This is a genomic window from Ruegeria sp. AD5, from assembly GCF_056542345.1.
The window spans coordinates 326,452-338,708 of the sequence record NZ_JBQFZR010000002.1; the positions used below are offsets into that span (position 1 = coordinate 326,452).

Consider the following 12,257-nt stretch of genomic DNA (forward strand, 5'->3'; position numbering starts at 1 on the left):
TATGAAGAATGCAAATTGAAAACGTGAGCGAGGTGTTTAATTCGGGATCGTAAAAAACAGGTGACGGAATGTCTGGGACTGGTTTGAGGATGACGAGAAGGCCATATGTGTTGGTGGCTCCGAACGGGGCGCGGCGGGGGCATGGGGATCATCCTGCGCTGCCGATCACAACGGACGAAATCGTCAAAGCTGCGAAGACCTGCAATCGGGCAGGTGCGCAAGGCCTGCACCTGCATGTTCGTGATCAGGCGGGTCAGCATTCGCTTGATGCGGGTTTGTATTGTGAAACCATTGCTGAACTGCGTGCTGCGGCCCCTGACATGGACATCCAGATTACGACAGAAGCTGCTGGCGTTTTCAGCGTTCAAGCACAACTTGCTTGTTTGAAAGATGTGCGCCCGGACTGGGCTTCGATTTCGGTGCGCGAGATTGCACGGTCGCCCGAACTTGCGCCAAAGGTCTACGCACTATGCGCGGAACAAGGGACTCGTGTTCAGCATATCCTCTATGATGTCGCTGACGTCGAGTTACTGACCCATTGGCAGGCTAAAGGGGTGGTAAAATCGGATCAGGTCGACCGTCTGCTTGTCCTTGGTCGCTATGCCACGGCGAAAGAATCGAGTCCGAATGATCTGGATGTGTTTCCACACAGCGCTGATCCATGGATGGTCTGTGCCTTTGGAGGGCAGGAGCATGCGTGCCTGCAAAAGGCCGCGCAGTTGGGTGGCGATGTGCGCGTGGGTTTCGAAAACAGCCTTGCAGGTCCGAATGGCCAGGCTTGGGCAGACAATGCTGCATCAGTCGCGGCGCTCATTAATCTTCTGAAAAGGACTTCGACATGAGTCACGTATTTCCACGTCACACCAAGTCGGAACTGCCTGAGGCTGCTGGTGGTGACGGCTGTTATCTGATCGATTCAAACGGCCGTCGTTATTTGGATTGCGGGGATGCTGCCGTTTCATGCCTCGGCCATTCCAACGCCGCTGTGGTCAAAGCGGTGCAGGATCAGGTGGCGCAGATTGCGTTTGCGCATACCGGCTTTATGACCTCGGAACCGGCAGAGGCACTGGCTGATCTGCTGATTGAACACGCCCCCGGCGATCTGGACCGGGTCTACTTTGTCTCGGGCGGGTCAGAGGCGACCGAGGCTGCTATCAAACTGGCGCGGCAGTATTATCTTGAAACCGGTCAGCCAGAACGCCGCCATGTGATCGCGCGTCGGCAAAGCTATCACGGCAACACTTTGGGGGCACTTTCGGCGGGTGGCAATGAATGGCGGCGGGCGCAGTTTGCACCGATGCTGATCGAGATGACTCATATCGCTCCTTGCTATGAGTACGCCGAAAAGCCTGAGGATGAGAGCAGTTTTGAATATGGTCAGCGCGTTGCGAATGAGCTGGAGGCAGAAATCCTGCGCCTTGGGCCTGAAACGGTCATGGCTTTCATGGCAGAGCCGGTGGTTGGTGCGACGCTTGGGGCTGTTCCGGCAGTCGAGGGGTACTACAAGCGAATCCGTGAAATTTGCGATCAACACGGCGTTCTTCTGATCCTCGACGAAGTAATGTGCGGCATGGGTCGTACCGGGCATTTGTTTGCCTGTGATCATGACGATGTCGCGCCAGATATTCTTTGTATCGCCAAAGGGTTGGGGGCAGGGTATCAGCCTATCGGAGCGATGCTGTGTTCGGGTCGAATCTATGATGCGATCCGGGATGGATCGGGCTTCTTCCAGCATGGCCACACCTATATCGGTCATCCGGTTGCGACTGCGGCTGCGCTTGCCGTTGTACAGGAACTTACTTCTCGTGACCTGCCAGCGCGGACCGGCGTAATGGGGGGCAAATTGCAGAGCATGTTGGAAAACAAGTTTGGTCAACACCCGAATGTCGGGGACATACGGGGCCGCGGCTTATTCCGAGGAATTGAGTTGGTCGAGGATCGGGATACGAAAACCCCGTTTGATCCTTCGCGCGGCCTAGCGGCCAAGATCAAGAAAGCCGCCATGGCCGAGGGATTGATCTGTTACCCGATGTCGGGAACGCGTGATGGACGCAACGGAGATCATATCCTCCTAGCACCGCCCTTTATCATCGAAGATGACCAACTGGTCGAGCTTGTAGACAAGCTGGATCGGGCGATATCCTCGGTGATCTGATTTAGGCGAGAAGCCAGAAAACAAAGAAGCCCCTCCGATTTCGGAGGGGCTTTTGTCATTCTACAAAAGAAAACCTACTTCTGTGGCAGCGGGCCAATCATCATGATCATCTGACGGCCTTCCATCTTGGGCATGTTCTCGATCTTGCCCAGATCCTTGACGTCTTCGGCCACACGTTCCAGCAGCTCACGCCCCAGGTTCTGGTGCGCCATCTCGCGGCCCCGGAAACGCAGGGTGACTTTGACCTTGTCGCCGTTCTCAAGAAACTTGAACACGTTGCGCATCTTGACGTCATAGTCATGCGTGTCGGTGTTGGGCCGGAACTTGACCTCTTTCACCTCAATGATCTTTTGCTTCTTGCGGGCTTCGCTTTCGCGTTTCTGCTGTTCGTACTTGAACTTGCCGAAATCCATGATTTTGCAGACCGGCGGGTTCGCGTTGGGCGAAATCTCAACCAGATCGAGGCCGACATCGGCGGCCATCTGCATGGCCTTTGCGGGATGAACCACCCCGACATTTTCACCTTCGGCGCCAATCAGGCGAATTTCGGGAGCACGGATCTTGTCATTGACGCGCGGGCCGGTATCTCGCTGTGGCGGCGCGTTGTGAGGTCTGCGGGCTATGGGTTCATTCCTTTGATGATTGCAGAATTTCGAGCCCGGAATTTAGACCGGGCTGAGAGGTGTTTCAAGCGGCATAAATTGCAAGCCGCATGAATTTTCCATGAATTTCGTGAGTTTTTGCCGGTTTAGGGTGTCGATAACTCCGCCGGCAAACCCCATTAGCCCACAAATGCCTTTTCAATCACGAATTCCTTGGGTTCGGAATTTGCACCTTCTCGCAAGCCGAACTCTTCCAGAATTGCTTTGATGTCATGGTTGAAGGCAAGGCTGCCACAAACCATCGCGCGATCAGTATCTGGCTTGATACCACCTTCGATGCCCAGATCGGCAAATACGGTGCCGTCTTTTAACAGCTCGGTTATACGGCCCATCTTTGGGCTCTCTTCCCGCGTGGTGGTGGGATAATAGCGGATCTTGTCGGCGAAACCGTCACCAATCAGTTCGGCCAGCAACTCGTCCTGTTTGACGCTCTCGATCAACTCGCGACCGTAATCCAATTCAGCTACGTCGCGGCAGGTATGGGTGATGATAACCTCGTCATAATCCTCATAGGTCTGCGGTTCACGCAGCAGCGACGCGAAGGGCGCAAAGCCTGTGCCGGTGGCGAAGAACCAGATGCGCTTGCCGGGCAGCAATGCGTCATGCACCAGCGTGCCGACGGGTTTGGGCCGAAGGATGATCTGATCACCAGGCTGGATGTGCTGCAGTTTTGAGGTCAGCGGGCCGTCTTGCACTTTGATCGAGTAGAATTCCAGTTCCTCATCCCATGAAGGCGAGGCGATGGAATAGGCGCGCAACAGCGGTTTGCCATTATCGCCCAGTAGGCCGATCATAACGAACTCACCCGAGCGAAAGCGCAAGGAAGCCGGGCGCGACACCTTGAAAGAAAACAGGCGGTCGGTCCAGTGCTTGACCTCGGTCACGGTCTGGGCATCGGGCAGGACAGGGGCCTTAACGGCGGTTGCTTCACTCACGGGTTTCATCTCTGTCATCGTTTCACTACCGGTCTGCTAAACCGACATCTCCGTTTAATCTTTGATCCAAGTCAGGAAAAGGGGCAGATTGCCCCTTTCGTATCACAGGTTGGCGATGGCGGGTCAGCCGCGCAGGCGGGCCTGGTAGTTGTTGTCCTGCCAATTGGCCCGGGCCAGCCACTGATCTTCGGGTTGCCGGTTCGCCAAGGTGTCATCAATTTCGACTTCGTCAAAGCCGCTACGACGCGCCATGGCGTATTGGTCTGCAAGAACATGGCCTTTTGCCCGCAGGCGACCTGTATAACCTTTCAGACGCAGAACGCGCGCGATCGTAAAGCCGCGCCCATCCGCTGAGGATGGAAAGTCCACGCGCACCATCTGGGCGCTGCCCAGCCGGTCAAACAGTTCATCGGGGTCAGTGTCCGAGGCGATATCCAGTGCAACCACGTCATTCGCTGCATCGTCCAGCGTGACATAGCCATCGGTCCAATCATCGGGGGCAAAGCCCTCGTCGTTTACGATTACGTTCATGTTTTCTCTCCGATGCGCACCATTTTTCCATCAACAAAATGGATGCCGCATTCTTCCTTGTTCTGATCGCGCCAGCGCCCGGCGCGGGGGTCTTCGCCTTCTTTGACCGGCGAAGTGCAGGGCGCACAGCCGATCGAGGGGTATCCTTTGGCCACCAGCGGATGCCGGGGCAGGTTGTTTTCTTCCATATAGGCGCGCACATCGTTGGGCGCCCAGTGGGCCAAGGGGTTGACCTTGATCCGACCGGTTCCGTCCTCGACCTCGAAAAAGTCCAGCGCGGCACGGGTGCCGGACTGAAACCGTTTGCGCCCGGTGATCCAGCCACAATACCCAGTCAGAGCTTTCTGCAGCGGGAAGGTCTTGCGCAGGTTGCAGCAGGCATCGGTGTCACGCAGACGCAACGCGCCATAAGGATCGTCGCGCTGAACATCTCCATCCTCGGCGCGGATGATCTGCACATTGCGCAGGCCCAGACGCTCGCTGACCTCCTGCTGGTATTCCAGCGTTTCGGCAAACAGCATCTGGGTGTCCACGAACAGCACTGGGGTCATCTTGTCGACCACTGCAGCCATATGCAGCAACACCACCGATTCCGCGCCAAAGCTGGAGACCAGAGCAAGCTCCTCGATCTCGTCCAATGCGCCATGCATCACATCATGGGCACTGTGGTGGCGGAAGCGGGCGTTCAGCGCCTCGACCTTTTCGGTCAGTTCGGCGCGGTCAGCCCCCAGTTCCGTTTGGATCAGGTCAAGCGGCATTGGCCTGTGCCTCGGGGTAAAGCGCCGCTTTGAACGGTGCCATGCCAACGCGGCGATAGGTCTGCAAGAAGGTCTCTTCGGCGCTGTCGCGCTGCTCCAGATACGTGTCGACGATGCGCTCGACCGCCGGAACGATCTCGTCATAGGCGAAGCCCGGGCCAGTACGATCACCTATGGCGGCGGATTCGGTACCGTCACCACCCAAAGTGATCTGGTAGTTTTCGACGCCAGCGCGGTCCAGGCCAAGAATGCCGATGTGACCCACATGGTGGTGACCACAGGCGTTGATGCAGCCTGAAATCTTGATCTTCAGGTGGCCGATATCATGCTCCAGTTTCAGGTCTTCGAACCGGGTCGCGATTTCCTGCGCCACGGGGATCGAACGTGCCGTCGCCAGTGCGCAGTAATCCATACCGGGGCAGGCGATAATGTCGCTGATCAAGCCGATGTTGGCGGTCGCCAACTCGTATTCTTTCAGCGTCGCGTGGATCGCGGGCAGGTCGGATTTGTGGACATGCGGCAGGATTACGTTCTGCTCGTGGCTGATACGCAGTTCGTCATAGGCAAACTCTTCGGCCAGATCAGCCATTACGCGCATCTGCTCGGCAGTCGCATCGCCCGGCGTCTGGCCGTGCTTCTTGATCGAGATCGTGACGATCGCATGGTCTGCGTTCTTGTGCGGCGCGATGTTGGTGTCGACCCATGACCGGAAAACCGGATCGTTGGTATATGCGCTTTCGAACGAGGCAACTGAACCTTCACGGAAGGCCGGAGGCGCAAAGTGGCCTTTGATTTCTTCCAGCAGGTTCATATCCGCGCCTTTGAACTGCGGGCGAACCTTCAGGAAGCGCTCGTTCACCTTGGCGCGGATGGCGTCGATGCCATGCTCGTGCACGGTGATTTTGATGCGCGCCTTGTACTTGTTGTCGCGGCGACCGATCTGGTTCCACACGGAAACGGTGGCCTCAAGATAGGCCAGCAGGTCGTCAAAGGCGACGAATTCAGACAGCTCTTTGCCGATCATCGGGGTGCGGCCCAGACCGCCGCCAACGATGACGCGCGCACCCAGAACGCCATCACGCTCAACCAATTGCAGACCGATGTCATGCGCCTTGATCACGGCGCGGTCATTCTCGCTGCCGGTGATGGCGATCTTGAATTTGCGCGGCATGAACTGGAATTCAGGATGGTCGGTCGACCACTGGCGCAGCAGTTCGGCATAGGGGCGCGGATCAGCGACCTCATCCGCGGCGGCACCGGCGAAATGATCGGCGGTCACGTTGCGGATGGTGTTACCCGAGGTCTGGATGGCGTGCATGCCAACCTCGGCCAGTGCGTCCAGCATATCCGGCACGTCGTTCAGTTTCGGCCAGTTGTACTGAATGTTCTGACGGGTGGTAAAATGGCCGTAACCTTTGTCCCATTTCTCGGCCAGCAAAGCGAGCTGACGCATCTGAGCACTGGACAGCGTGCCATATGGAATAGCGACCCGCAGCATATAAGCGTGCAATTGCAGATACAGACCATTCATCAGGCGCAGTGGCTTGAATTCGTCTTCAGTCAGCGAACCGTCAATGCGACGCTCAACCTGCGCACGGAACTGCGCGTTGCGTTCTGCCAAAAATGCTGTGTCGAACTCGGAGTAGCGATACATGTTTAGCTGTCCTTAGTTGCAGCCCCGGACCCGGGGCCTTGAAGGGGAGAGAGAATGGCCTGAGATCAGGCCCGAGGCTGCGGGGAGGTTTCCTGTTTGCCGTGGGCATAGTTGGACGGACCAATCCGGCGGAAATCCTCCCGAAAGTGGGTGGGTTCGGGGCCGTTTTCTCCGGCCACCGCGTCGGCAAGATAGGCGCCGACGATCTTGTTGGCCTGACGCGCGGCATCCAGCAGACGAACCTGCGCGTGAGCTTCGTCCGTGATCAGTTCGGCATCGGACAACTCGCGCGACCACCGGTCATCTTCGGTCTGGTAAATCACATCACCTTCCAACAAGTCGTTGGCGGTGACGACTTTGGGGGTAAAAGCGCGGGCCATCAGGCAAGCTCCTTATTGAAAACCGAGACTACGTGCGGGTATTGCGCAACTCGGGCGACGCCGGGTTTGTGAATGCGCATATTTGTTTGTTTGACCTGCATCGGATCATCTCGTGACTGAATTGACTTGTGTGCCAATATAGGAAATATTCCCGCCAAATCGCCATATGCGCGAAGAAATAAGAACAAATGTTCTATATGCGGTGAGTGAAAGCAGGTTTGTCCTGAATTGGAAGGGAAATTGGAATGTCGGTGCGAATAGACGACACGGATCGGAAAATTCTAGCCGAGCTGCAACGGGATGCCAGCCAGTCGCTTGACGAAATCGCAGCCCGTGTAGGGAGCTCCAAGACGCCGGTTTGGAATCGCATTCGCAAGCTGAAGGGGGCAGGGGTCATTGGCCAGCAGACCGTATTGCTGGATGCCGAAGCGTTGGGCTTTGAGGCCACATTCTTTGTGCTGATCCGTACGTCGGAACATGAAGCAGAGTGGCAGCAGAAGTTCCTGAAAGCGTTGCGCGATCGTCCAGAGGTTCAGGAAGCGCACCGTTTGGCTGGAGACATCGATTACATTCTGAAAGTGCGCGTCAAGAACGCGCGTGCGTACGATGCGTTTTATCAGGCGTTGATTTCAGAGGTACGGGTGCACAACGTCACAGCCTTGCTTTCGATGGAAGAGATCAAATCGACCACAATGCTGCCATTGAAGTCTGTCGGATAGTTTGAAGCGTGAATGGGGGCGCCGCCCCCGCCGCCCGAAGGCGACTCCCCCAAGATATTTATGGCCAGATGAAGAACGGATCCGGGTTTCTTGACAGGATATTAAGTCAGACCGTTACCATGAGTTTGGTCAGCCCGTGGAAATGGTAGCTGTCCGAATATTGCGGCTCTGCCGTCAGCTTTAGCTTTGGGCATTGCTGGAACAGCATGGGCAGGGCGATCCGCATCTCAAGCCGGGCCAGCGGAGCGCCTACACAGAAGTGAAGGCCACCACCAAAGCTAGTATTGGCGCTTACATCTCGCATCGGGTCGAATGTATCGGGTTGGGACCAAGCAGCAGGGTCGCGATTGGCTGCGCCCAGAAGCAAGGCAACTTCGTCACCACGCGCAAAGCGGTGACCGAAGAGTTCAATGTCTTCATAGGCATAGCGTCTGAACATGTGCAGTGGTGGATCGAAACGCAGGATTTCCTCGACTGCGCCGTCGATGGTGCCGGGCGTCAGGACATACTGCTGTGTACCCGTCGTCAACATAGTCTTCACGCCATTGCCGATGGCGTGCACGGTGGCTTCGTGACCGGCGTTCAGCAACAAAATGCAGGTCGTGATCAGTTCGTCGCACGAGAGTTTTTCACCATCTTCCTCTGCCGCGATCAACCGGGTGATCAGATCGTCACGCGGGTCAGTGCGGCGTTTTTCGATGTATTCTTCGAGATAGGTGGTAAAGGCTTGTGTGGCACGGACGGCTTCGTCTTCGGTCTGGCGCGTCCGGTTTGCCTGATACATGGCCACCATGGCGTGCGACCACTGCAACAGTTGCGGTGCCATGTCTTCCGGCACACCAAGCAGACGGCAGATCGTGATCACGGGGACCTGGGTGCAATAGGCCTCCAGCAGATCGAAGGGGCCAGCGGGGAACTGCTTGATCAAATCGTGGCACAACTGTTCAGTGGACCCCTCAAGCGCCGTGATCGCGCGAGAGGTAAACGCCCGCAGTACCAGAGAACGCAATCGAGTATGACGCGGGGGTTCAAGCTCTAACATCGAATGGGATTCGACTTCTAGCCAGGGTGCAAGATGGTCTGGGCCGGGTTTTGCAAGTTCCGCCGGGATTTCACGCCCGAAGCGCCGATCGCGCAGCAGAATTTGCACCGCTTTGTGCGAGACAGCCGCGACAAGGCCGTAGTCTTTCCAGTAGAACAGATCGCCCGACTGACGTGCGCTGTCATAAAAGGGGTATGGGTTTTGCACGAATGCCGGGTCGGTCGGGGATTGGGTCAGCGTCTTCATGCGGTGCAGACTTGCCATGGCGGCTGCTGAATGCAAGACCCTAGATATGCAACGTTTTTGGATCATAGCCGGTTTCTTATGCGCGGTCGGATTGCTGTCAGCGGCGGTCTGGACTTATGGCTATCGTCAGGCCCTGTCGCAACTGAGCGAGAAGGCCGAGGCTGATTTGGAACTGGCCGCCGACCGTCTGAGCACGCAAATGCAGGTCTATCAGGAAGTGGCCGCCTTGATGGCGGATCATCCTGCTTTGCAGGGGCTAGAAACATCAGAACAGCAACGGGCCGCCCGAAAGGTGCTGCTGGATGTGGCAGACAAAACCGCTGCCGTTAACGTTATGTACCTGAATCCGGAGGGGCAGGTTCTTGTCGCGGCCCAACCGGTGACGCAGCGCGATATGTCCGCACATCCGGCCTTCGAGCGCGCCATGCAAGGTGCCTTGGGCAGCGCGCATGGGGTCGAAGACGCAAGCGGCGATCGCATCTATTCATATGCGGCCCCTGCATTTGGGGAATTGGGTCAGATACAAGGCGCGTTGATGGTTCTGGCCGATGTGCAGGACGTTGAACAAACTTGGCGCGGTAGCACCGATGCGGTGTTTTTCGTTGATACGGATGGGGTTGTCTTTATCTCGAACCGATCGGATCTGCTACTATGGCGCCGCGGGCAAGGGCAGCAGGGCCTGATGTCACCCGAAGGTGAGAATGTCGATTTCGCCTCAACCTGGATTGCGGGATATGAAGTGTGGAAGCTCAATTGGGGTCGCTATCTGCCCCGTCGCGCCCTGCATCTGACGCTCGATCTTCCGGTGATTGCGATGACCGCAGAGATGCTGGTTGATGTCGCCCCGGCGCGCCGGTTGGCGGGGTTGCAGGCGGCGGCGGTTGCGGCGATCTGTTTCGCCTTTGGTGCTTTGTTGTTTCTGGCCTCGGAACGCCGTCGGACACTTGCAGAGGCAAATACCGTGCTGGAAAGCCGGGTCGCGCAACGTACGCGCGCCTTGACGGCGGCTAATAGCGCTTTGCGCCACGAAGTTGCCGAGCGGCAGGAGGCGGAGGCCGCGCTCAAACAAGCGCAGGCCGATTTGGTTCAGGCTGGTAAGTTGAGCGCTTTGGGCAAGATGTCGGCTGGCATCAGTCATGAATTGAACCAGCCCTTGATGGCGATTCAGCAGTTCGCCGACAACGGGTCCGCCTTTCTTGAGCGCGGCAAGGGCCAGAGAGCTGGCGAAAATCTGGGCCGCATTTCCGATATGGCCGCACGCATGGCGCGGATCATCAAGAACCTGCGGGCCTTTGCGAGAAATGAAAGCGAACCAATGGGGCGCGTTGATCTGGTTCAGGTTCTGAACACTGCCACAGAATTGACCGAGGCGCGCCTGCGCGATGAGAACGTCGCGTTGGAGTGGGTGCCGCCAAAGACTGCGGTCTATGCTTGGGGTGGAGAGGTGCGACTGGTACAGGTGTTTGTCAACCTAATCAATAATGCAGCGGATGCGATGGTCGATCGACCGACGCGCAGGATATTGGTCACTCTGTCAGGGGGGAAGCCTATTCGCGTGTCGGTGCGGGATACCGGACCCGGCATCGAGGACCCCGACCGCGTGTTTGAGCCGTTCTACACCACAAAAACAGTTGGGACGTCCGAGGGGATGGGTCTGGGGCTGTCGATATCCTACGGTCTGGTTCAGAGCTTCGGGGGGGATATTCGCGGTGCCAACACGGACGAGGGTGCTGAATTCACGGTTGAACTGGAACCCTTTGAAGAAAATGAGGCAGCATGATCCGCAAAGTGCTTTTGGTCGATGATGATGCCGCCGTACGTGAGGCCTTGGCGCAAACCCTCGAATTGGCCGAGTATGAACCGGTCACCGCGGGATCTTTCGTGGCCGCAAAGGATCATATTCATCGTGACTTCGGCGGTGTGATCATCTCGGATATTCGCATGCCGGGGCGGGATGGGTTTCATCTGCTCGCATACGCGCGCGAGGTTGATCCTGAACTTCCGGTGGTATTGCTGACAGGTGAAGGCGATATCCCGATGGCGGTACAGGCCATGGGGCAGGGAGCATTTGATTTTCTGGAAAAGCCCTGTGCAGCAGCGGATTTATTGGCGGTACTCGAACGAGCCTTTGCCGCGCGCGCAGAAATTCTGCAGGAACGCGAGCAACGGCGCGAACTTGAGCGTGGCGATCCCGCAGCACGCATGCTGTTTGGGTTGTCAGATCAAGCCGAGGCCTTGCGTGAGCGAGTGCGGAGCGTAGCGCCAACACGGGCCGAGGTACTGGTTACCGGGCCAGCGGGTAGCGGAGTTTCAAAGGTCGCTGAAGTTGTCCATCTGATGTCTCCGGTTGGACAGGGGCCATTTGTCAAACGCCCTGCCTCAGGCCTGAACCCGGATGATTTGTTGCGTGTCTGTAAGGATGCGGCAGGCGGATCGCTGTATCTGGATGAGATCTCGGCGATGTCGGATGCCACGCAATACGCCGCGCTGGAACTGATCGAACAAGGGACGGAAGCCAGAATCATCGCAGGGGCAACGGCCGATTTGTCGGACCTTACTGCACAGGGAAGGTTCAATGCCGATCTGTTCTATAGGTTGGATGTCATGCGGGTGCGAATCCCGGCCCTGTCAGAACGGCCCGAGGATATCCCCGTCATCTTTCGCCGCTATGTGGCGCAGGCCGCTGAGCAGGCCGGGATTGCGGAACCTGAAGTGACACCCGAGCATCTGGCCTCGCTGATGGCGCAGGATTGGCCGGGCAATGCCCGATCGTTGATGTCGGCGGCAATGCGGTTTGTGTTGGGGATGCCGGATGAGGTTGCACAGGCCGCTGATCTGGGGTTGAGCGAGCAATTGGCGCGTGTTGAGAGGTCTTTGCTGATTGCAGCCCTTGGGCGCCACAATGGCAAGGCTGCGGATGCCGCCAAGGCACTGAAGCTGCCGCGCAAAACTTTTTATGACAAGCTGACCCGCTACCACATTAGGCCAGAAGACTATCGTCGTTAGCAAAACACTTCCGCTAGGGCGAACTGCGGTTGCGCTGTGGCTTAAGCGAGCGATTCGCTCGCATCGATTCGGATATTGTGCGGAAATTCGCACAAGGTGCTGACTGCCTGTGCGAAAAATCGCACAGCGTAGTTCTGCCGAAACACCAGATTTATAACGGACATCATTT

General features: G+C 57.2%; 12 protein-coding genes. 5 read left to right on the forward strand and 7 right to left on the reverse strand.

The window, feature by feature from the left end; all coding sequences use genetic code 11:
- The first annotated feature begins 89 nt into the window (after nt 1–89).
- On the forward strand, nt 90–842 hold the full coding sequence (locus ACR0JG_RS10135; protein WP_480569518.1) for a beta-keto acid cleavage family enzyme: 753 nt from the start codon (nt 90–92) through the stop codon (nt 840–842).
- Nucleotides 839–2,155: an aspartate aminotransferase family protein gene (locus ACR0JG_RS10140; protein WP_480569521.1), complete on the forward strand. Its 1,317-nt coding sequence runs from the start codon at nt 839–841 to the stop codon at nt 2,153–2,155. The genes ACR0JG_RS10135 and ACR0JG_RS10140 overlap by 4 nt, the downstream gene beginning before the upstream one ends.
- A gap of 74 nt (nt 2,156–2,229) precedes the next feature.
- Here the strand turns inward: ACR0JG_RS10140 and infC are convergent, their stop codons facing one another.
- The 6 genes from infC to ACR0JG_RS10170 form a co-directional block, all read right to left on the reverse strand.
- Nucleotides 2,230–2,820, reverse strand: coding sequence for a translation initiation factor IF-3 (gene infC, locus ACR0JG_RS10145; RefSeq protein ID WP_310793657.1), 591 nt, complete (start codon nt 2,818–2,820; stop codon nt 2,230–2,232).
- 116 nt (nt 2,821–2,936) lie between these two features.
- Nucleotides 2,937–3,770: a ferredoxin--NADP reductase gene (locus tag ACR0JG_RS10150; RefSeq protein ID WP_170405452.1), complete on the reverse strand. Its 834-nt coding sequence runs from the start codon at nt 3,768–3,770 to the stop codon at nt 2,937–2,939.
- 105 nt (nt 3,771–3,875) lie between these two features.
- Nucleotides 3,876–4,283, reverse strand: coding sequence for a DUF934 domain-containing protein (locus ACR0JG_RS10155; RefSeq protein WP_170393227.1), 408 nt, complete (start codon nt 4,281–4,283; stop codon nt 3,876–3,878).
- The gene (locus tag ACR0JG_RS10160) at nt 4,280–5,041 is read right to left on the reverse strand and encodes a phosphoadenylyl-sulfate reductase (protein WP_480569524.1); all 762 of its coding nucleotides are present in this window, start codon (nt 5,039–5,041) and stop codon (nt 4,280–4,282) included. The genes ACR0JG_RS10155 and ACR0JG_RS10160 overlap by 4 nt, the downstream gene beginning before the upstream one ends.
- Nucleotides 5,031–6,695 (reverse strand): nitrite/sulfite reductase, encoded by a 1,665-nt coding sequence (locus ACR0JG_RS10165; RefSeq protein ID WP_480569527.1) that lies wholly within the window; start codon nt 6,693–6,695, stop codon nt 5,031–5,033. The genes ACR0JG_RS10160 and ACR0JG_RS10165 overlap by 11 nt, the downstream gene beginning before the upstream one ends.
- Before the next feature lie 65 nt (nt 6,696–6,760).
- Nucleotides 6,761–7,075, reverse strand: coding sequence for a DUF2849 domain-containing protein (locus ACR0JG_RS10170; RefSeq protein ID WP_480569530.1), 315 nt, complete (start codon nt 7,073–7,075; stop codon nt 6,761–6,763).
- Nucleotides 7,076–7,320: 245 nt separating this feature from the next.
- Between ACR0JG_RS10170 and ACR0JG_RS10175 the strand changes: the two genes are divergently transcribed.
- On the forward strand, nt 7,321–7,794 hold the full coding sequence (locus ACR0JG_RS10175; protein WP_010439761.1) for an Lrp/AsnC family transcriptional regulator: 474 nt from the start codon (nt 7,321–7,323) through the stop codon (nt 7,792–7,794).
- A 106-nt stretch (nt 7,795–7,900) separates the two neighbouring features.
- Here ACR0JG_RS10175 and ACR0JG_RS10180 read toward each other — a convergent pair whose 3' ends face one another.
- Nucleotides 7,901–9,082: a cytochrome P450 gene (locus tag ACR0JG_RS10180; RefSeq protein ID WP_480569533.1), complete on the reverse strand. Its 1,182-nt coding sequence runs from the start codon at nt 9,080–9,082 to the stop codon at nt 7,901–7,903.
- Between the two features lie 46 nt (nt 9,083–9,128).
- Here ACR0JG_RS10180 and ACR0JG_RS10185 point away from each other — a divergent pair, with 46 nt between their 5' ends.
- Nucleotides 9,129–10,862 (forward strand): sensor histidine kinase, encoded by a 1,734-nt coding sequence (locus tag ACR0JG_RS10185; RefSeq protein ID WP_480569536.1) that lies wholly within the window; start codon nt 9,129–9,131, stop codon nt 10,860–10,862.
- The gene (locus tag ACR0JG_RS10190; RefSeq protein WP_170393221.1) at nt 10,859–12,088 is read left to right on the forward strand and encodes a sigma-54-dependent transcriptional regulator; all 1,230 of its coding nucleotides are present in this window, start codon (nt 10,859–10,861) and stop codon (nt 12,086–12,088) included. The genes ACR0JG_RS10185 and ACR0JG_RS10190 overlap by 4 nt, the downstream gene beginning before the upstream one ends.
- Nucleotides 12,089–12,257 lie beyond the last annotated feature (169 nt).

What these genes read in the sequence shown, in the direction of transcription:
- ACR0JG_RS10135 (WP_480569518.1), top strand. Translation starts at nt 90, where the DNA reads ATGACGAGAAGGCCATATGTGTTGGTGGCTCCGAACGGGGCGCGGCGG.
- ACR0JG_RS10140 (WP_480569521.1), top strand. Translation starts at nt 839, where the DNA reads ATGAGTCACGTATTTCCACGTCACACCAAGTCGGAACTGCCTGAGGCT.
- ACR0JG_RS10150 (WP_170405452.1), bottom strand. Translation starts at nt 3,770, where the DNA reads ATGACAGAGATGAAACCCGTGAGTGAAGCAACCGCCGTTAAGGCCCCT.
- ACR0JG_RS10155 (WP_170393227.1), bottom strand. Translation starts at nt 4,283, where the DNA reads ATGAACGTAATCGTAAACGACGAGGGCTTTGCCCCCGATGATTGGACC.
- ACR0JG_RS10160 (WP_480569524.1), bottom strand. Translation starts at nt 5,041, where the DNA reads ATGCCGCTTGACCTGATCCAAACGGAACTGGGGGCTGACCGCGCCGAA.
- ACR0JG_RS10165 (WP_480569527.1), bottom strand. Translation starts at nt 6,695, where the DNA reads ATGTATCGCTACTCCGAGTTCGACACAGCATTTTTGGCAGAACGCAAC.
- ACR0JG_RS10170 (WP_480569530.1), bottom strand. Translation starts at nt 7,075, where the DNA reads ATGGCCCGCGCTTTTACCCCCAAAGTCGTCACCGCCAACGACTTGTTG.
- ACR0JG_RS10175 (WP_010439761.1), top strand. Translation starts at nt 7,321, where the DNA reads ATGTCGGTGCGAATAGACGACACGGATCGGAAAATTCTAGCCGAGCTG.
- ACR0JG_RS10180 (WP_480569533.1), bottom strand. Translation starts at nt 9,082, where the DNA reads ATGAAGACGCTGACCCAATCCCCGACCGACCCGGCATTCGTGCAAAAC.
- ACR0JG_RS10185 (WP_480569536.1), top strand. Translation starts at nt 9,129, where the DNA reads ATGCAACGTTTTTGGATCATAGCCGGTTTCTTATGCGCGGTCGGATTG.
- ACR0JG_RS10190 (WP_170393221.1), top strand. Translation starts at nt 10,859, where the DNA reads ATGATCCGCAAAGTGCTTTTGGTCGATGATGATGCCGCCGTACGTGAG.